The sequence below is a fragment of the Caloranaerobacter azorensis DSM 13643 genome (genome assembly GCF_900129995.1).
GTDB classification, from domain to species: Bacteria; Bacillota; Clostridia; order Tissierellales; family Thermohalobacteraceae; genus Caloranaerobacter; species Caloranaerobacter azorensis.
Map to the genome: position 1 here is coordinate 1 of NZ_FQXO01000040.1, position 20,364 is coordinate 20,364.

24 protein-coding genes are annotated in these 20,364 nt (G+C 29.6%); 21 read left to right on the forward strand and 3 right to left on the reverse strand.

The window, feature by feature from the left end:
* From BUB51_RS07480 to trmB, 10 genes are all read left to right on the forward strand, one after another.
* Positions 1–276: hypothetical protein (locus BUB51_RS07480; RefSeq protein WP_242945566.1), on the forward strand; the 276-nt coding region annotated here is incomplete at its 5' end.
* 149 nt (positions 277–425) lie between these two features.
* Positions 426–737, forward strand: coding sequence for a DUF1292 domain-containing protein (locus BUB51_RS07485; RefSeq protein ID WP_035163940.1), 312 nt, complete (start codon positions 426–428; stop codon positions 735–737).
* A gap of 30 nt (positions 738–767) precedes the next feature.
* Positions 768–2,069, forward strand: coding sequence for a M18 family aminopeptidase (locus BUB51_RS07490; protein ID WP_035163939.1), 1,302 nt, complete (start codon positions 768–770; stop codon positions 2,067–2,069).
* Positions 2,070–2,106: 37 nt separating this feature from the next.
* On the forward strand, positions 2,107–2,943 hold the full coding sequence (locus BUB51_RS07495) for an HAD family hydrolase (protein WP_073196724.1): 837 nt from the start codon (positions 2,107–2,109) through the stop codon (positions 2,941–2,943).
* Positions 2,944–3,021: 78 nt separating this feature from the next.
* Positions 3,022–4,743 (forward strand): sensor histidine kinase, encoded by a 1,722-nt coding sequence (locus tag BUB51_RS07500; RefSeq protein ID WP_073196726.1) that lies wholly within the window; start codon positions 3,022–3,024, stop codon positions 4,741–4,743.
* Positions 4,721–5,485, forward strand: coding sequence for a LytR/AlgR family response regulator transcription factor (locus BUB51_RS07505; protein ID WP_073196728.1), 765 nt, complete (start codon positions 4,721–4,723; stop codon positions 5,483–5,485). The genes BUB51_RS07500 and BUB51_RS07505 overlap by 23 nt, the downstream gene beginning before the upstream one ends.
* 130 nt (positions 5,486–5,615) lie before the next feature.
* Positions 5,616–7,046, forward strand: a complete 1,431-nt coding sequence (locus tag BUB51_RS07510; protein ID WP_073196729.1) for a carbon starvation CstA family protein — start codon at positions 5,616–5,618, stop codon at positions 7,044–7,046.
* 213 nt (positions 7,047–7,259) lie between these two features.
* The gene (gene mnmL / locus BUB51_RS07515) at positions 7,260–8,216 is read left to right on the forward strand and encodes a tRNA modification radical SAM protein MnmL/YtqA (RefSeq protein ID WP_073196732.1); all 957 of its coding nucleotides are present in this window, start codon (positions 7,260–7,262) and stop codon (positions 8,214–8,216) included.
* A 73-nt stretch (positions 8,217–8,289) separates the two neighbouring features.
* Positions 8,290–8,700, forward strand: coding sequence for a hypothetical protein (locus tag BUB51_RS07520; protein WP_073196734.1), 411 nt, complete (start codon positions 8,290–8,292; stop codon positions 8,698–8,700).
* 114 nt (positions 8,701–8,814) lie between these two features.
* Positions 8,815–9,453, forward strand: a complete 639-nt coding sequence (gene trmB, locus BUB51_RS07525; RefSeq protein WP_073196736.1) for a tRNA (guanosine(46)-N7)-methyltransferase TrmB — start codon at positions 8,815–8,817, stop codon at positions 9,451–9,453.
* Between the two features lie 60 nt (positions 9,454–9,513).
* On the opposite strand, the gene BUB51_RS07530 is transcribed toward trmB, so the two are convergent.
* On the reverse strand, positions 9,514–9,690 hold the full coding sequence (locus BUB51_RS07530) for a DUF1540 domain-containing protein (protein WP_073196739.1): 177 nt from the start codon (positions 9,688–9,690) through the stop codon (positions 9,514–9,516).
* A 183-nt stretch (positions 9,691–9,873) separates the two neighbouring features.
* On the opposite strand from BUB51_RS07530, the gene BUB51_RS07535 reads away from it, so the two are divergent.
* The 5 genes from BUB51_RS07535 (at position 9,874) to BUB51_RS07555 (ending at position 13,971) form a co-directional block, all read left to right on the forward strand.
* Positions 9,874–11,232, forward strand: a complete 1,359-nt coding sequence (locus BUB51_RS07535; protein WP_083599554.1) for an RsmF rRNA methyltransferase first C-terminal domain-containing protein — start codon at positions 9,874–9,876, stop codon at positions 11,230–11,232.
* A gap of 15 nt (positions 11,233–11,247) precedes the next feature.
* A complete protein-coding gene (locus BUB51_RS07540) occupies positions 11,248–11,970 on the forward strand; it encodes a pseudouridine synthase (RefSeq protein ID WP_073196743.1) in 723 nt (240 codons plus the stop codon).
* 212 nt (positions 11,971–12,182) lie between these two features.
* Positions 12,183–12,827 (forward strand): phosphatidylserine decarboxylase family protein, encoded by a 645-nt coding sequence (locus BUB51_RS07545; protein WP_073196745.1) that lies wholly within the window; start codon positions 12,183–12,185, stop codon positions 12,825–12,827.
* Positions 12,817–13,332 carry a CDP-diacylglycerol--serine O-phosphatidyltransferase gene (gene pssA / locus BUB51_RS07550; protein ID WP_073196748.1) on the forward strand — a complete coding sequence of 172 codons (516 nt, stop codon included), beginning with the start codon at positions 12,817–12,819 and terminating at the stop codon, positions 13,330–13,332. Before BUB51_RS07545 ends, pssA begins: the two co-directional genes overlap by 11 nt.
* Positions 13,333–13,419: 87 nt before the next feature.
* Positions 13,420–13,971 (forward strand): DUF6648 family protein, encoded by a 552-nt coding sequence (locus tag BUB51_RS07555; RefSeq protein WP_073196750.1) that lies wholly within the window; start codon positions 13,420–13,422, stop codon positions 13,969–13,971.
* A gap of 73 nt (positions 13,972–14,044) precedes the next feature.
* Here BUB51_RS07555 and BUB51_RS07560 read toward each other — a convergent pair whose 3' ends face one another.
* Entirely contained in the window at positions 14,045–14,593 is a 549-nt protein-coding gene (locus BUB51_RS07560) for an MltG/YceG/YrrL family protein (RefSeq protein ID WP_073196751.1), read from the reverse strand.
* Between the two features lie 146 nt (positions 14,594–14,739).
* On the opposite strand from BUB51_RS07560, the gene BUB51_RS07565 reads away from it, so the two are divergent.
* The 6 genes from BUB51_RS07565 (at position 14,740) to BUB51_RS13090 (ending at position 20,120) form a co-directional block, all read left to right on the forward strand.
* The gene (locus BUB51_RS07565; RefSeq protein ID WP_073196753.1) at positions 14,740–15,705 is read left to right on the forward strand and encodes an RluA family pseudouridine synthase; all 966 of its coding nucleotides are present in this window, start codon (positions 14,740–14,742) and stop codon (positions 15,703–15,705) included.
* Positions 15,706–15,783: 78 nt separating this feature from the next.
* On the forward strand, positions 15,784–16,221 hold the full coding sequence (locus BUB51_RS07570) for a CBS domain-containing protein (RefSeq protein WP_278294233.1): 438 nt from the start codon (positions 15,784–15,786) through the stop codon (positions 16,219–16,221).
* 85 nt (positions 16,222–16,306) lie between these two features.
* Positions 16,307–17,971 (forward strand): nucleoside kinase, encoded by a 1,665-nt coding sequence (locus tag BUB51_RS07575; protein WP_073196757.1) that lies wholly within the window; start codon positions 16,307–16,309, stop codon positions 17,969–17,971.
* Positions 17,972–18,317: 346 nt separating this feature from the next.
* The gene (gene glsA / locus BUB51_RS07580) at positions 18,318–19,235 is read left to right on the forward strand and encodes a glutaminase A (RefSeq protein WP_073196759.1); all 918 of its coding nucleotides are present in this window, start codon (positions 18,318–18,320) and stop codon (positions 19,233–19,235) included.
* A 164-nt stretch (positions 19,236–19,399) separates the two neighbouring features.
* On the forward strand, positions 19,400–19,870 hold the full coding sequence (locus BUB51_RS07585; RefSeq protein WP_073196761.1) for an NUDIX domain-containing protein: 471 nt from the start codon (positions 19,400–19,402) through the stop codon (positions 19,868–19,870).
* Between the two features lie 106 nt (positions 19,871–19,976).
* Positions 19,977–20,120, forward strand: a complete 144-nt coding sequence (locus BUB51_RS13090) for a hypothetical protein (RefSeq protein ID WP_159430400.1) — start codon at positions 19,977–19,979, stop codon at positions 20,118–20,120.
* Here the strand turns inward: BUB51_RS13090 and BUB51_RS13095 are convergent.
* On the reverse strand, positions 20,095–20,364 hold a 270-nt coding region (locus tag BUB51_RS13095), incomplete at its 5' end, for a hypothetical protein (protein ID WP_278294234.1). The genes BUB51_RS13090 and BUB51_RS13095 overlap by 26 nt on opposite strands.

Consider the following 20,364-nt stretch of genomic DNA (forward strand, 5'->3'; position numbering starts at 1 on the left):
GATATAAAAATAATGCAAAAGTTACTACAATATAACCTTGATTTAACTAATGCTTTAAATGGGAAGCGAGTTAAACGAGGTTTATTCAAAGACAAAGTTGTAAATAAAATTGTTAATGCTGATTTAAACGGAGCAAGGAATATATGTATATTGGGAAGTAAAAAAGCACAGCAGAGATACAAAGCAGGAGGTGAAAACCGTTGGCTTAATTTAAAGCTGTGCAATCCTATAAAAGTAGAAAGCGACTTCGAGTTATGCAGGCTTATAGCCTCATAATAGAAGTATCGGATAAGATCTATAAATCTATAGAGATTTATAGGTATGCGTTGCTTTCTATAAGGTTTTTATAGATATAAGTCAACGGATGTGGAATTACTTATTAGCAGTATTAAAAGAAATAAAATAAAAGATAAAGGAGAATGAAGATGACTAAAGACGATAAAGAAATAATGTGTCAATGTGATTGTAATCATGAACATACTTGTGAGGATGAGCATGAGGATTTTCCCCAAATACATCTTGTATTAGAAGATGATACAGAAGTAGATTGTTTAGTATTAACGACAATGGAGTTAAGAGGCAAAAAATTTGTTGCATTGTTGCCAGTAGGGGAAGAGAGAGTTTTATTATATGAGCTTAAAGAAATAGAAGAAGGAATTGAGCTTGTTAATATAGAAAGTGATGAAGAATTTGAACTTGTTTCTAAAGCATTTTTAGAAGAATTTGGGGACGAATAGAATAAAAATATTTTGGGTGGGAGGTAAATTATGGAGAAAGAATTAAGGTTAGCGCAAGAATTAATAGATTTCATTTATAAAAGTCCGACTCAATACCATGCTGTAGAAAGTATTAAAGAGATGTTAATTAATAGTGGATTTGAAGAATTAAAATTAAGAGATAAGTGGAATATAGAAAAAGGTGGTAAATATTTTGTAACTAAAAATGATTCAGCATTAGTAGCGTTTGTAGTAGGAAGAGGAGATATTGAAAAAGACGGATTTAAGTTAATTGGAGCGCATACAGATGCACCGACATTTAGAATTAAACCGTCACCTGAAATGATAGCCGAAAATAGTTATCTAAAATTAAATACAGAAGTATATGGGGGCCCTATTTTAAATACATGGTTTGATAGGCCATTGTCATTAGCCGGTAGAGTGAGCTTAAAAAGTGATAATCCATTATATCCAGAAACTAGGTTAATAAATATTAATGAACCAATACTAATAATACCGAATTTAGCAATACATATGAATAGGAAAATAAATGAAGGAGTTTCAATAAATAAGCAAAAAGATGTGCTGCCTATATTATCTTTAATTAATGATGAATTTGAGAAAGATAATTACTTGATTAAGTTATTATCAAAACACTTAAATGTAAATTATGAAGATATTATTGATTTTGATCTTTATTTGTATGAATTTGAAAAGGGTAAAATTATCGGGCTTAATAGAGAGTTTATTTCTTGTGGAAGATTAGACGATTTAGCAATGGTACATGCTGGAATAACCGCTCTAATTAATTCAGAAGTTTCAAATTCAACAAATGTAATGGTATGCTTTGATAATGAAGAAGTTGGAAGCCAGACTAAACAGGGTGCAGGTTCACCAATGTTAATAAATATTTTAGAGAGAATAGTTTATGCATTAGGGAAAGATAAAGAAGATTTCTTTAGGGCGATTTATAGTTCATTCTTAATATCGGCTGATATGGCGCATGCAGTCCATCCAAATTCACCAGAAAAGCATGATCCAGTGAATAAACCAAAAATAAATAAAGGCCCAGTAATAAAGATTAATGCAAACTTAGCATATACTACCGATAGTGATTCTTGTGCAGTGTATGAGATGATTTGTAAGATGGCAGGTATTCCTTTACAGAAATTTGTAAATCGTTCAGACGAAAGAGGAGGTTCTACTATTGGCCCTATCTCGTCTAGTCAGTTAGATATACGTTCAATTGATATTGGAAATCCAATGTTAGCGATGCATTCAATAAGAGAATTAGCAGGAGTTTTAGATCATTATTATGTAACTAAATCTTTTGAGAAATACTTTAGTTTATAGTTATTTAGTTTTAAACTTAAATAATTAGGGTGATGCTGTGAACTATAAATTATTAGCTATAGATTTAGATGGGACACTTCTGACTGATGATAAAAGAATATTAAAAGAGAATAAAGAAGTATTAGCTATTTTAGCTCAAAAAGGTTTAGAAATAATAATAGCAACTGGCAGAAGGTATTGGTCGGCTAAAAATTTTGCAAAAGAGTTAGGAATTGAATTAACAATATTGGCGAATAATGGGAACATCGTAAGGAGAATATCAGATGATAAAGTATTAATTGCTAATTATTTGGATAGAGAAGATTTTAATCGAGTTGTTAAGAAGGGAAGAGAAATAGGGCTTTATCCAATTTTGCATGTAGATCATTATGAAGAGGGATACGATTTACTGATAGAAGAGGACGAAGAGGGTATTAAATATTCAAATTATGTCAAGAAGAATGTCATCAGACATAAAAAAATAAGGAATATATTAGATTATGAAGAATCAAAAATATTAGTTATATGTTATGAGAATAGTTATGAGACTTTGAGAGAATTTGAAGAAAAAATACACAAAGAATACCCACAAAAATTTAATACTCATATTTTAATGAATGGTTTAGATGTTGAACCTATGCTTGAGATAATGAGCTTAAAAGGCTCGAAATGGCTCTCACTAAAAAATTATGCCAAAGATAGAGGAATTGATGAAAGTCAGATTATAGCTATTGGAGATGACAATAATGATGTTGAAATGGTTGAAAAAGCAGGTTTAGGAATAGCTATGAAAAATGGGACTGATAAAATTAAAAATGCTGCTGATATTATAACTAAAAAGACAAATAATGAGGCAGGAGTATCTCAAATATTAAGAGAAATATTTAGAATATAATTACACCTAAGCTTTGAGCTTAGGTGTAATTTTTAAAATCTATTTGAGCTGAAATAGAGTTAAAGAAGGTGGCTTATATTGGTACTAACAATACTTACTAGTTTAGTAAACAGAGTTGGAACAATAATAATACTCGCTTTTATCATGTCAAAAATAAATCTATTCAGAAAACTTGTTACCAAGAAAAACATTAGTCTTTCAGATAAATTTATTCTTTCAATACTTTTTGGAATATTTGGGATAATTGGAACTTATTCAGGTATATTTGTTAAAGGGGCATTGGCAAATTCTAGGGTGATAGGTGTATTTGTTGGAGGCCTTTTAGGAGGCCCTTTTGTAGGAATATTATCAGGTATAATTGCAGGATTTCACAGGTGGATTATAGATATAGGAGGATTTACGGCTACAGCCTGTGCAATTTCAACTATTATAGAAGGTACAATGGCAGGAATGTTGAGCAAAAGGTTTTATAAAACCGAGAATAAATGGATATTTTCTTTGGGAATGGGAATTATTGCCGAGATTATCCAAATGATAATAATTTTAATAGTAGCTAAACCTTTTATAGAAGCGGTTAATCTAGTAAAGATAATAGGAATGCCAATGATAGTTGCTAATTCTATAGGTATAGCTATATTTATTGTTATTACAGATAGTATATTTAAAGATCAAGATAGGGCAGCTGCATATCAGGCACAGGTAGCATTAAAAATAGCTAACAAGACATTAAAATATTTTAGAAAAGGTTTTAATTCCGAAACAGCACGTGAAACGGCTCAAATAATTTATGATATGACTGATTTAAAGGCGGTTGCTTTTACAGACAGAGAGAGGATTTTGGCTCATATTGGAGTTGGAGAGGATCATCATAAAGCTGGGGATAGTATAAAAACTATTATTACAAAAGAGGTAATCAAAAGTGGAAGATATATGGTAGCAAATTCTAAAGAAGAAATCGATTGTAATGTTCGTACATGTGAATTGAAATCGGCTATTATAGTTCCTTTAAAAGAAAATAATAGAGTAATAGGTACATTAAAACTTTACAAAACTGAAGATAATTCGATTAATCAGGTTGATTTAGAGTTGGCTTTAGGATTAGGACTGCTTTTTTCAACACAAATAGAATTGAGTAAAATAGAATATCAATCTGAATTACTTGCAAAAGCTGAATTGAAGGCTTTACAGGCCCAGATAAATCCTCATTTCTTATTTAATGCTATAAATACAATAGTTTCATTTATAAGGACAAAACCAGATAAGGCTAGAGAACTTTTATTACATTTAGGTTCATATTTTAGAAAAAATTTACAACAAAATGGAGAAGAAGTTGAACTTACAAAGGAGATAGAATATATAAAATCATATCTAGAAATAGAAAAGGCAAGATTTGGAGATAAGTTAAATGTAAAGTTTGATATACCGAATAAAATAACTTGTTTTTTACCTCCTTTGATATTGCAACCTATAGTAGAAAATGCTGTTAAGCATGGTATAATGGAAAAACTCGAAGGAGGTACTATAGTAATCAAAGCTATTGATAGTGAAAGAGAAACAATATTAATCGTAAAAGATGATGGGGTAGGAATGGACGAGGATTATATAAAACATATTTTTTCTAGAAAAGAAGGAAATGATTCAATAGGGCTTATAAATGTAAATAATAGGCTAAAAAACAAATATGGCGAAGAATATGGATTGAAAATCGAAAGTAAGCCAGGAGTTGGGACGACTGTAACGATGAGGATTCCTAAACACTCAAAGGAGGATGAATTAGATGATAAGATGCATAATTGTTGATGATGAAATGCCTGCGAGGGAGGAAATAAAATATCTATTACAGCAATTTGATGATATAGATATAGTTGGTGAAGCAGCTCATGGGCTAGAAGCTATTGAATTAATCCAAAAATTAAAGCCAGATTTGATTTTTTTAGATATAAAAATGCCTAAAATCAGTGGAATAGAAGTAGCTGAACATGTCATAAAAGATGAGTATGTTCCTTTAATAGTATTTATTACTGCTTTTGATCAGTTTGCTATAAAGGCGTTTGATGTAAATGCTATTGATTATTTATTAAAACCTATATCTAAAGAAAGACTTAAAAAGACGATAGATAAGATAAAGGAAATATATTATAGTAGAATAGATTATAATGATAGATTGGAGAAGTTTTTAAAGTACATAAAGGATGAAGAAAGAAATAAAATTAACAAGATATCTGTATATAAAAACGGAAAACTAATTCCGTTAAATCTTAATGAAATAATTTATATTACAGTAGAAGGAAGAACTACAGTAATAGTTTCTACAAAGGGAAGATTTGAGTCAAATAATACATTGAGTCAGCTCGAAAGAAAACTTAATACAAAGAATTTTTTTAGAAGTCATAGGAGTTTTTTAATAAATATCGATTATATAGAAGAAATTGAACCGTGGTTTAACAGTACATATCAAATTAAGATGAAATACAGTAAAGAAAAGATACCTGTAAGTAGAAGTCAGGTTAAAGAATTTAGAGAAATAATGAATATAAATTAGATGTAGTTTATACATAAATATTGCACTTTAAGAGCGAATATTTGCAATTTAATCCTATTCCCCTATTTTATTACTATTTAAAGTTATAATGAAACTGAAGTAGATAACATTATGATAGGGGGTATAAAGTATGGTATCATTCCTAACTTCTATCTTGATTTTAGTATTAGGATATTTTACTTACGGTAAATTTGTGGAAAAGGTTTTCGGGGTTGATGAAAAGAGGCCTACTCCCGCAGTTGCAATGAATGACGGAGTAGATTTCGTTCAGTTAAGTTGGCCGAAGATTTTCTTGATTCAATTTTTAAATATAGCAGGATTAGGGCCAATTTTTGGTGCAATAATGGGTGCTTTGTTTGGGCCAGCTGCATTTTTATGGATTGTATTAGGTAGCATCTTTGCTGGTGCTGTACATGATTACTTTTCAGGTATGCTTTCGGTTAGACATGACGGAAAAAGTATTTCGGAAATTGTAGGTATTTATCTAGGAGAGAAAGCAAGAAAGATAATGAGAATTTTTTCAGTAATATTGTTGGTATTAGTTGGAACGGTGTTTATGACTGGGCCGGCTAAACTCTTGGCGAGTCTTAATCTAGTTGGAATAAATAGTACTAGTGTATGGTTAGGAATTATAATTATATACTATTTCTTAGCAACTATTCTTCCAGTAGATAAAGTAATCGGTAGGATATATCCATTATTTGGGGCAGCTTTATTAATAATGGCTGTTGGAATAGGTGGTATGCTGGTTATTAAAGGATATAATATTCCGGAAATAGCATTAATTAATTTGCATCCAAAGGGATTGCCTATTTGGCCTATGTTGTTTGTAACAATTGCTTGTGGTGCTATTAGTGGTTTCCATGCTACACAATCACCAATGATGGCAAGATGTATTTCTAATGAAAAATACGGAAGAAGAATTTTCTATGGTGCAATGATTTCCGAAGGTATTATAGCATTGATATGGGCGGCTGCAGCTATGTCGTTCTTTGATGGTGGGATATTAGGATTAAATGAGACTCTAGCCAATGGTGGGCCGGGGGCAGTTGTTAAAATTATTTCAAGCACATTGCTTGGGCCTATTGGTGGAGTTCTTGCTATGCTAGGAGTTATAGCGGCTCCTATAACATCAGGAGATACTGCATTTAGAAGCGCAAGATTAGTGATTGCAGATGCATTGGGATTTAAGCAAAGTGAAATTAAGAAGAGATTAATGCTTGCAATACCATTATTTGCAGTAGGCTTTACTTTAACAAGAATTGACTTTGGAATAATATGGAGATATTTTGCGTGGTCAAATCAAACATTAGCAATGATAGTTCTTTGGGCTTCAGCTGCATATTTAATGATTAATAAAAAGATACATTGGATTGCTACAATTCCTGCTACATTTATGACAGCAGTAAGTGTAACGTATATACTTCAAGCTCCAGAAGGATTTAGATTACCAACTACTATTTCATATCCAGTTGGTATAATTGTAGCTGTTATTGCTTTAGTTATATTTATTACTAAATTTAAAAGTGCTAAAAGGTTAGAATCGGAAGCAGAGGCATAACTGAGAAGAGAGGCAGTTTTTGACTGAACAAAAACTGTCTCTTTCTTTGTTTTATGAAAGAATTAAAGATGGTATCCCTTGCAAATATTTTAAAGATTCAAGGACTCCCCATATGGTTTAGACTGAATATACTGTGAAAAAGAAAGTTAGTATTAATTATAGTTTTTGTGATAAAATAGATAGAGTCTAGTAATAAATTTATGGGGTGGCAGTATGGAAGAAAAAGACTTATACAGAGTATATTCAGTCTATCTAAAAAACAAATATGGAGAAAAAGTTTATAAACTTCCAATAAATTTACCAATTACATGTCCTAACAGAGATGGAACGGTAGGATATGGAGGTTGTATTTTTTGCGGAGAAGTAGGGGCAGGTTTTGAGAGCTTATCGAATATGCTTTCGGTAAGAGAGCAAATTTTAACGAATAAAGCATATATCAAAAAAAAGTATAAAGCAAATAAATTCATAGCTTATTTTCAAAACTTTACAAATACATATATGGATATAAGTTCATTTAAAAAGAATATTATGGAAGCCATATTAGATGATATTGTAGAAATTGATATTTCTACAAGGCCAGATTGTATTTCTGATAAGTATTTAGAATTTCTAAAGAAGATAAAAGACGATTATGGAGTTAACATTACTATAGAGTTGGGATTACAGACTGTTAATTATCATACTTTGAAAAAAATTAATAGGGGACATACATTGGCCGAATTTATTGATAGTGTAATTAGGATTAAAAGTTTTGGATTTGAAGTATGTGCACATTTGATATTAAATCTACCATGGGATACAATGGATGATGTTATTGAAAATGCAAAAATATTGTCTGCTTTATCGGTTGATCAGGTTAAATTGCATTCTCTATATGTTGTTGAGAATACCCCTCTTGCTAAACTATATAGAACAGGAAGAATACAGATGATATCAAAGGATGAATATATTTTTAGAGTCATTAAGTTTTTAGAATATTTAAAACCCGATATCGTTATACAAAGGCTTATAGGGAGGGCTCCCGAAGAAAATACTTTATTTGTCAATTGGAATACAAGTTGGTGGAAGATAAAAGATGAGATAATAGATAGAATGATAGAATTAAAAACTTTCCAAGGGAAGAAATGTAATTATTTAAATGGTAGTGTACTGAATAAATTTGAAGAATAGTTTGAAAAATTTAAAGGATTTTAACTTTTTTTGACGAAAGTATATATAAAAGGTTAAATTGGAGGGGATTAAAATGGTTAAATTAGTTTGTGGGAAAAAAGGTACTGGAAAGACTAAACGATTAATAAAAATGGCTAATGAGGATGCAAAAGGAACTTTGGGGGATATCGTATTTGTCGATTCAGATGTAAGACATATGTTAGATCTTAATCATAAAATAAGGTATGTTAATGCCATGGAATTTGAAGTTAAAGGTATTGAAATGTTCCATGGCTTTTTATGTGGCTTAATAGCGGAAGACTATGATATAGAGAAGATTTACATTGATGCAGTATATAAAATTGCGGATATAGATTTATCATTGTTACATAAATATATTCAGAGGTTAGAAAATTTATCTAATAAATTTAAAGTGGATATTATATTGAGTTTGAATATTGAGGGAAAAGATATACCTGAAAATATAAAAAAATATGTAATATAGACTGGATTTAGTATCCAGTCTTTTGATTTTAGAATATTTGTTTTAAAAAACTATTTGAAATATATAATAATATATATTAGTATAATAAATGTATAATCGCATGGAGGTATTTTTATGGGCAGACTAAGGAAGAAAAAGGGTTTATTAGAGAAACTTTTAGAAAAAGATAATTATTTAGTTAAAAATCCAGTTGAATATAAAGGAAAATGGAAAAAAATATTTGGTAAAGATAATTTACATATAGAATTAGGAACCGGAAAAGGCCAGTTTATAACGACATTAGCTGAAAAAAATGAAGACGTTGGATATATCGGAGTTGAAAAAATAGCAGATGTATTGTTTCAGGCTGTAAAAAAGGCAGAAGATAAGGAATTAAAAAATATTAAATTTTTACTTTTTGATGTCAATCAAATAGAAAATATATTTGAAGAGAATGAAGTTGATAGAATTTATATAAACTTTTGCGATCCTTGGCCGAAGAAAAGACATACTAAAAGGCGATTAACCTATAGAGAATTTTTAAGTAAATATAAAAAAATATTAAAAATTAATGGCGAAATTCATTTTAAAACTGATAATGAAAAGTTATTTGAGTTTTCATTAAATGAAATGAGTGAATTTGGATTTGAATTAAGAGATATTTCGTTAAATCTTTATAGAGATGGAGATTTAGATACTGTAAAAACTGAATATGAAGAAAAATTTATTAATCAAGGGAAACCTATATATTTCGTTAGGGCTATAATTAAGTAATATGGCGGCATACGCCGCCTTATTTTGTTATAATCCGCAAGGATTTCAACAAAATTTTCCTTATAATTTATTTTTAGGTGTAAAAGTTGCACAATCAGTTTCTTGAGAACTATTGGCATTAGGTGGTTGGATTTGGATTGAGGAAGCTAAACAATGATCTCCTTCTCCATAATAGTAACAGCTATTTACACTACATGTTACTCTACCAATATAATTATCTGTTTTTTGTGCGCGCAATTGTCATCCTCCTTTGAGTTTTTACATAAAATCTTTTAATAGTTTCAAAAATAGTGTATGAAAACTCTAAATAATTATTCATATCAAAAAATTTAATAGCAGCCACATTTTTCAAAAAATTTATTTGAAAAAGAGTTGAGTTAATTATAAAATATAATGGAAAAAGTTAAAGTAGGTGGTTTTGTGAAATTACCAGAGGAATTTTTAAAAAAGATGCAGAATTTGTTAGGAAATGAATATAGTGATTTTATCGAGAGCTATAACAAAGAATCATATAAAGGTATAAGAGCAAATACATTAAAATTAAGTGTGGAAGATTTTAAGAAGATTTCTCCTTTTAAATTAAGCGATATACCTTGGTGTAAAGAGGGTTTTTATATAGATGATTTTGATAATGTAAGGCCGGGTAAACATCCTTACTATCATTGTGGCTTATATTATATTCAAGAACCAAGTGCAATGATACCAGTTGAAGTTTTAAATCCGAAACCGGGGGATAGAGTTCTTGATATAAGTGCTGCCCCTGGAGGGAAAACGACTCAAATCGGTGCAAAATTAAATGGTAAGGGTTTACTTGTTGCCAATGATATAAGCCCTAAAAGAGTTAAAGCGTTGACTAAAAATATTGAAATGTTTGGGATTAAAAATTGTGTGGTAACAAATGAAACTCCCGGAAGATTAGCTGAAAAGTTTAAATATTTTTTTGATAAGATTTTAGTTGATGCCCCGTGTTCAGGAGAAGGTATGTTTAGAAAAGATCCGAAGTCGGTTAATAATTGGAGTAAATTTTCAGTAAATCAATGCTCGAAAATGCAAAAAGATATATTGAAACATATTCCTAAAATGTTGAGGCCGGGTGGTTTGTTAGCCTATTCAACTTGTACATTTTCTCCAGAAGAAAATGAGGGCACGATAGAATGGTTTTTAAAGGAATTTCCGGAATTTGAGGTAGTCAAAATAGAAAATATTGATGTATTAGATAGAGGTAGGCCAGAATGGGTAGGCGGTAGAAGAGAGATTGAATGGACTTTAAGAGCATGGCCTCATAAAATCAAAGGAGAAGGCCATTTTATAGCCTTACTTAAAAAGAGAGATGGGCAAAATGAAGGGCTTAAAATGTTTAATAGAAGAGAAACAAATTATGATGCCTATTTAGAATTTGAGAACTTAAATATGAAAATATCATTGAGAGAAAGCCTTCATATCGTAGGAGAGAATTTATATAGTATACCTGATGGATTACCTGATTTAACTGGTATTAAAATCGCTAATTTAGGTTTGTATTTAGGTAAAATTAAAAAAAATAGATTTGAACCCAGCCAGTCATTAGCTCTTGCTCTTAAAAAAGAGGATTTTAGAAATGTAATAGATTTTTCATCCAAAAGTATAGAGGCAATTAAATATCTTAAAGGCGAAACATTGATGTTAAACGATAAAAAAGGGTGGAAATTAGTATGTATTGACGGATTTCCTGTAGGCTGGGGTAAGCAGACTGACAGTTTCCTTAAAAACTATTATCGTCCTGAATGGAGAATGCGGTAAAGGTAGGAGGCAATTATGGATAAAAAGATTAGATTAGACAAGATACTTTCTAATTTGGGTTATGGCAGTAGAAAAGATATAAAGAAAATGGTAAAGAGTGGACTTGTAAAAGTAGATGGTGAAGTAGTAAAGGATAGTTCATATAAGTTAAATCCGTATAAAGCCGTAATTGAAATAGGTGATACGGTTGTCGAATACAGAGAATTTGTCTATCTGATGATGAATAAACCTAAAGGAGTAGTTTCTTCAACAGATGATCCACTATCAAGAACTGTGATTGATTTGATAGATGAAAAATATAGGGTATTTAATCCTTTTCCAGTAGGAAGGCTAGATAAAGATACAGAAGGTTTGCTGATTATTTCTAATGATGGTAAGCTAGCACATAATTTATTGTCTCCTAAAAAACATGTTGAGAAAAAATATTATGTAGAAGTAGAAGGGTATGTTACCGATGATGATAAAAAAATTTTCGCTGAAGGCGTAGTAATCGATGGAGGATACAAAACTATGCCTGCTTATCTCGAGATTATTGAAACAGATAATATATCGAGAGTTTATCTTACTATTAAGGAAGGTAAGTTCCATCAAGTTAAAAAGATGTTTAAGGCGGTAAACAAAAGAGTAGTATATTTAAAAAGAGTTTCTATGGGCAGATTAGATTTAGATGAGAGTTTATTACCCGGGGAATATAGAGAATTGACAGAAGAAGAAATACTTCTATTGAAAAATTCTTAATATAGTTTGTATATATAAAGATGCATACATTTATAGCAAATTATTGAAAGTAGTAGAGTTAATTACTGATATTTTTGTTTGTTGCTATATTATGGTTTGTTTATGATTTGATTATCTTCTATGTTTTGATATATAATAAATAGACATATATTTATAGAATTTTTGAGTATGATAAGTTTTTGTCAATCGATTTTAATAGAAAGGGGTATAAAATGAGAAATTTTGTTATTTCACCTGATGGATTTCCTTATATTTTGTTATTATTGGCTATTACTATTATAACCGGATTTATAAATATATATGCGGCAATTATACCATTTATCTTTTTAATATTTGTAACATTCTTTTTTAGAAATCCGCCTAGAAAGATAAAAAAAGATGATAAAATTATTTTATCGCCGGCAGACGGTAAAATTTTAAGCATAACCGAAATTGATGAAGATGAATATCTTAAATGTAAAGCTGTTAAAGTAAGTATTTTCTTGTCTATATTTAATGTTCATGTTAATAGAACCCCAATAGCGGGTAAAGTTGAATATATTAAATATAGGCCGGGAAAGTTTTTACCTGCTTTTAAAAGTCATGCATCTGAAATTAACGAGAGAAATACAATAGGATTAAATAACGGCGACATTAAAGTTTTAGTGCATCAGATTACCGGTTTTATCGCAAGAAGAATAGTTAGTTGGGTTAAGATAGGGGACGTTTTGCAGCAAGGGCAGCTCTATGGTTTAATTAAGTTTGGTTCATGTACAGAAATTGTAATTCCAGCAGACAGAGTAGAGTTGAAGGTTAAGGAAGGCGATGCCGTAAAAGGCGGATTAACAATAATTGGAGTGATTAGAGATGAAAATTAAAGGGTATATCCCAAATTTGTTTACTTTTTTAAATTTATCATTAGGAATATTAGCGATACTGCATATCATTAAAAATAATTACTATATTTCTGCTCTTCTTATTTTATTAGCAGCTTTATTAGATAGATATGACGGGAAAATAGCGAGAAAGTTTAATGCAACATCAAGCATTGGCAAAGAATTAGATTCTTTATGCGATTTAATTTCATTCGGGGTTGCACCATCGATATTAATTTGGCATAGTCAGCTTATCGATATAGGTGTTTTAGGTATAGCGATAACGATTTTATTTGCTATTGCCGGTGCTTATAGGCTGGCGAGATATAATATTATAGAATTTGATGGTGTATATGTCGGGGTTCCTATAACTTTGTCTGGAGGTATATTGGCTATAACTTCTTTATATACAATAAAGTATCAAATTAACGTATATATTTTAATATTTATAATGCTGACACTATCGTATGCTATGGTAAGTAATAAAATAAAATTAAAAAAGAGGTAAATTATTACTAATGAGATGCTTTTAAATTATGATATAATTAATATATGATTACAATTTAAACAGCAATTATTAGATAGGGTGTTAGTTGTGGCATATTATAAGAGAGAGAGTTTATTTGATAAGTTTTTTAATCATAGAGATGCACTTATTATTCAATATATTAATGGTGATATAACTAAAAGAGAATTTTTAAAATTAAATTTTGAATATATACAGAAGATGAACGTTAAGCCGTTTAGCAGAATAGATAGTTTTGAAAAAGGTATGTATAATTATCAGTACTACAACATGTTGGCAAAATATTATTATATGACGGCGATGGATATAAAGAAGAAAAATAAGCACTTTGATTATTATAGAGCCTGCATTGATGAAGCGAACTACTATTATAACTTAAAGGATAGGGCTACATTAAAGCTATTAAGGTTTTTGAAATTTAAAAATGTAGAAGCGTATTTTATCAAAGTACAGTCTAGATTTCTTAAAGATAAGTTATATGAAATAGATTTAAAGGATTATGAAAATGCAATTTTGCATTCAAAAAGTCCGTGGCTTTTAAAAATCCTTAAAGACGAAGGCGTTTTTTTTGAAGGGGTAAGAAAATCGTTAATCGATAGTTATATAAATGAAAAATATTGATTATAAAAATTACCTACTGCTAATATAATATATGCAGTAGGTAATTTTTTTGAAAAGATGATTTTAAATAATATTATAGTACTCCTGCAATGATTTTTATTATTTTATCTAACGAGCTATTGCTTTCGATTTTAAAGCTGCCTGCTTTAAGTTTTGTGTCAAGTTTCAATTCTTTAGCCCGATTTAAAAATTCAGTTTTACTGTCAATTAAACCTTCTTTTAGTAATATATCGGCAATAGCAGGGCCTAAAGAACCTTTTGGTATGTTAATAGTAATTACTTTAGTGTTCTGTGTATTATCTGAATTTATATTTTTGTCAGGATTATTAGAAATTGTTTGACTGTCTTGTTTGTCATTTTGAATAGGAGTATTTATTTCGGCATCATCTTTTGTATCTGCTATATCTTTAGAAGTATCATTATCAATAGATGTATTATTATTATTATTATTATTATCCACGACTTTAGAGTCAGCTATTGGAGTTTTCACCGTGTTATCTGCGAACAGAATATCTAATCTCCAGCCTATAATTCCGATAACTATAACTATAATGCTAATAATTATTATGTAGTCTATAATGTCATATAGAAAGTCTTTAAATTTTTCAATAAAATTATTCAATCTAGTCACCCCAAATATCATTTTAAATTTATTTAAAGATTTTACTCTAATAAAATGATATCATATTAGGTAGTATAATTTCAATAAATAGTACTGATATAGATTTGTAATTTATTTACAATATACAAACGAGGAAGGAGACGAGTATGAAAGAAATAATAATAAGTAAAAATGAAAGCAATCAGAGATTAGATAGATTTTTAAAAAAATATATGCCTAGAGCTTCTAAAGGATTTATATATAAGATGTTGAGGAAAAAGAGGATAAAACTAAATGGCAAAAAAGCAAAGCCAAATGATATTCTTAAAGAAGGAGATATATTGAATCTATATCTGGCTGAAGATACTATAAATAAATTTAAAGAAGAAATTAAAATAGAAAATAGAAAAGTGAATTTAGATATAGTATATGAAGACGAAAATATTATTTTAATAAATAAACCTAAAGGAATATTATCACACTCTGATAGAGCAGATAATAGATATGATGTTGTAAATATGCTGATAAGTTACTTATATGGCAAAGGGGAATATAATCCCAATGAAGAAAAGACTTTTACACCATCTATATGTAATAGGCTAGATAGAAATACTAGTGGGATTATAATTGGAGCTAAAAATTTCATGGCATTACAATTAATTAATAAAGCTATAAGAGAGAAAATGATAAAAAAATATTATAAGTGTATTGTCAAAGGGAGAGTAGATAAAGATTTTATTATAAAAGGTTATATGTTAAAAGATGCAGAAAAAAATAGAGCAGATATTTTCCAAAACTATGTAAACGGGGCAAAAAAGATTGAAACGGGAATAAAAGTTTTAAAAAGCAATGATGAGTATAGTTTGCTTGAAATAAATTTGATTACTGGAAGAACGCATCAAATCAGGGCTCATTTATCCTATTTAGGACATCCCATTATAGGAGATATGAAATATGGAGATATTATTACAAATAGGTTTTTTAAGGAAAAATATAATTTATATAGCCAGTTTTTACATTCAAATAGAATAGAGTTTAATGGATTAGAAGACTGTTTATCATATTTGAATGGTAAAAGTTTTATTGCTGATTTAGACGATTTATTTGAAAAAATTATTAAAGAACTATTTTAGCTGGTTTAAATTAATAGTTTTGTCTATGTTTAAAAAATGAATTTTTGCATATCCTAATTGTGAGTAATCACAAGGAGGGTGAAAAGTTTGAAGGTAAGAGAAATAATGACTACTAACATTTCAGTTGCTAGAGAGAATAGTACTATAAAAGAAGTTGCAGATCAGATGAAAAGTTTAAACGTCGGTTCTATTCCAGTATGTGATAGCTCTGATAAACCTATTGGTATAGTAACAGACAGGGATATTGTTATTAGAGGATTGACATCTGGAAGTGACAATTCTGCACCTGTATCAAGCGTTATGACAAGAAATGTAGTTTCTGTTTCTCCAGATACAGATGTTCATGAAGCAGCAAGAATTATGGCTGATAATCAGATTAGACGACTACCTGTTGTTGAAAATGGTAAAATTGTTGGAATGTTATCGATTGGAGATCTTGCTGTAAGAGATATATATGTAAATGAAGCAGGAGATGCATTGTCAAGCATTTCAGAACCGAGCAGGCCAATGAAATAGTTCCTATTTAAATAGGAACTATTTTTTTGAAATATGTTATAAATTTAATTATTTGGGTATTAAATATAATCAAGGGGGTAGTAATATGGCGGAAAAGATTAAGGTTAGATTAAAGGATATAGGAGAATTTACTTTTGATAAAGGTATAAAGATTATCGATGTAATAAAGTTGATAAAAGTAGATGATGAAAAAAAGTATTTAGGTGCTATGGTTGAAAATGAAGTGAAACATCTAGAGTATCCTTTAGTAAGTGATTGTAATGTTGAGCTTTTAGATATTGCATATAAAGATGGATTGAGGATATATACGAGAACTCTTTCTTTTATTTATATAAAAGCTTGTAAAGATTTATTTGGAGATGCGACTGTAACCATAGAGCATTCTTTAAGTAAAGGCCTTTATAGCGAGATACATAAAGACAATAAATTTACATTGGACGATGTAAAGAAGATAAAAACTAGAATGAAAGAGATTATTGATGAGGATATGAAAATAATAAGGGAACAGGTTGATATCGATAAGGCAATACAGATTTTCACAAATCAGAAAATGTTTGACAAGGTGAATTTAATAAAAGATTTAAATAGAGATAAAATGCATTTATATAATTTAGATGGATATTATGATTCTTTTTATGGCCATTTAGCACCTTCAACTGGATACATTAAAAGTTTTGATTTAGTGTATTATCATCCTGGAATAATAATAATGTTCCCAAGAAAAGAGAGTAATTTTAAAATCCCTAAATTTGAGCAGCAGAATAAATTAGCTAAAATTTTTAAAGAGGCCGAAAATTGGGGATATATTTTAAATATAGGATATGTCAGTAATTTAAATGAGAGGATATTAAATGGTACAATAAAAGATATTATTTTAATATCCGAGGCTCTGCATGAGAAAAAGATTGCCTATATAGCAGATAAGATAGCTGAAGATGAGGATAAAAGAATAATATTGATAGCTGGGCCGTCTTCGTCTGGTAAGACTACTTTTGCACAGAGATTATCCATTCAATTACAGACTAGTGGTAAAAGGCCGGTTTCTATATCATTAGATGATTATTTTGTAGATAGAGAGAAGACGCCTAAAGATGAAAATGGAGAATACGATTTTGAATCGATTGAAGCGATAGATATTGAGAAATTTAATGAGGATTTATTAAGGCTTATTGCCGGTGAAGAAGTTCATTTGCCGACATATAATTTTATTAAAGGGGTAAGAGAATATAGAGGTAAGATTTTGAAAATAGATAAAGATCAGCCGATAATAATAGAGGGAATTCATGGCCTTAATGATAGATTGACATCGGCTATACCTAAAAATAATAAATTTAAGATTTATGTAAGTGCATTAACCCAGCTTAATATTGATTCACATAATAGAATACCTACTACTGATTTAAGACTTATAAGAAGGATTGTAAGAGATAGTAAATATAGGGGTAATGATGCTAAAAGGACTCTTGAGCTATGGACTTCTGTAAGGAGAGGAGAAGAGCGAAATATATTCCCATTTCAGGAACAAGCCGATGTTATGTTTAATTCGGCATTAGTATATGAATTATCAGTATTGAAAAAGTATGCGATACCTTTATTAGAAGAGGTTAGTAAAGATGTACCATATTATGCAGAAGCTAAAAGATTATTAAGATTTTTAAGCTATTTTAAAGATATAGATGATGAGTCTATGATTCCGAATACTTCTATATTAAGAGAATTTATTGGAGGCAGTTGTTTCAGAGAGGAATAGTCCTATTGACTATTCCGAACTGTTTATAAAGTAAAAAAATTTATGAAAATGACGCTCATGCGGACGAATTTAGAAAAAACTATAGGCTTAAATTTTTAGAAAATCCTAACGCACCTAATCAAGACATCCTGTCTTGTAGGATGCTGGTTTGACATCCTGTCAAACCTACGGATTTTCTTCAAAATTTTCGCCTAGTTTTTTTACTAAATTCTTTCAGCATTCGCTTTCATTTTCATAAATATTTAAAAATATAAGTTTGTAAGCAGTTTGGGGAATAGTCCTATTGACTATTCCTTTCATTTGTACTATTTTTATATATGTATAATAAAAATAGGAGATGAGATAATTGAATGAATTATTAAATAGGATAATAGAAAATAATAGAGAAATAACTAGTAAAGGTAAAGTGGCTACATATATACCAGCGTTGGGAAAGGCAAATCCTAGGCATTTAGGGATTTGTGTGGCTGATATGGAAGGTAACGTCTATACTGCGGGCGAATATAATGTCAAGTTTACATTACAAAGTATATCGAAAACGATTTCCTTAATGCTGGCTATAATGGATAATGGAGAAGAAGAAGTATTCAAAAAAGTTGGAATGGAGCCTACAGGAGATGCTTTTAATTCAATAGTAAAATTAGAAACGATAAATCCATCAAAACCATTAAATCCGATGATTAATGCAGGAGCAATTGCAGTAGCATCTTTAATAAAGGGAAAGGATGGAGAAGAGAAGTTTCAGAGGCTGCTTAACCTTTTTAAAAAAATAACTGGCAATGATGATTTAAAAGTTAATGAAGAAGTATATTTATCAGAGAAGAGAACAGGCGATAGAAATAGAGCGATGGCTTATTTTATGAGAGATGTCGGGATATTAGAAGGAGATGTAGAGGAAATCCTTGATGTATATTTTAAACAGTGTTCGATAGAAGTAGATTGTATAGATGTAGCTAAAATAGGACTCTTTTTAGCTAATAAAGGGAGAGTGCCATATACATCTGAAAAGATAGTTTCAGAGCATATAGCTAGAATAGTTAAGACGTTTATGGTTACTTGTGGAATGTATAATGCATCTGGTGAGTTTGCAATAAAAGTTGGAATACCAGCTAAAAGTGGTGTAGGAGGAGGAATTATGGCTGCGGTGCCTCATAAAATGGGTATTGGAGTATATGGCCCAGCATTGGATGAAAAAGGCAATTCTATAGGCGGATATGAAGTGTTGAAAGAATTGTCTAGAGAGTTAAACTTAAGTATTTTTTAAAAGATTTCCTAATTAAGCAGGAAATCTCTTTTTTACGCCGAAATTATTAGAATAATCGGAATATACAGAAAAATTTTACTTAAAATAGATATATAAACTTATGTACTTTTATTTAATATATTTCATAAATTAATTCTATAAAGATAAATTAAGGATAGTAGGTGATGGATTTGGAAAAAATTTATGAAATCAGAGGACGTAATAGAGATATTAAAATCTTTTTATCAGATGAAGCAAAAAACGATTTAAAAGATTCGGATGGAGTTTTAGTAATATTATTTTATAATGGGAATTTAGTTATGACTTATCATCCTAAAAGAAGAGGTTGGGAATTTCCTTTAGGTACAAGAGAAGAAGATGAAACAGTATTGGACTGTGCTATTAGAAAGGCTTATGAAGCAACCGGAGCAGAATTGTTTAAAGTACAATCTATTGGGTATTATATGATACAGGAAGAAAATGAAACATTAAAATATGCTATATTTATAGGAAAAGTTGAGAAGTTTACTCCTAAACCGAGATGGAGTGAAACGGATTTAGTAAAATTATTTGATAAGTTGCCAGAAAACATATCTGATGACAATAATGTATACAGCGTAATAATAGATTACATTAACAAATATTATAAAGAATAAAGCTACTGGCTCAAATGAGCTGGTAGTTTTTATGTGTTTATCAACATAAATTAAATAAAAAGTGGTATAATTTAATAAGAGTTAACTTGTGATTGGAGGTAATAATATGCCAAAAAAAATTTTAGTTGTTACATTGGTTATTTTAATGATATTTAGTTTAATTGCTTGTAGTCAACAAAATAAGGATATAGATAATAATAAAGATCACCAGTTTACAAGATTAATTAAGCCACAAAGTCATTGTATATAAAGTTTTTAACGCATTTGGAAACTACAGAATAAATTTTTCTATTTTCGAGCGAAGATACGAAACTATCAAAAATTAATTCTTTTATTACTCTTTCTGAAATCATTCGTTTTATAACTTGTGGGCTTTCAAATTTGTAATCAGAAAATCTATTACTGATAAAGGGTAATACTGAAACAAAAGTAAAACTTATAGCTATTAAGTTTATAAATCTTTCTATAGCTTCTTTATTCCTTACCATATATTT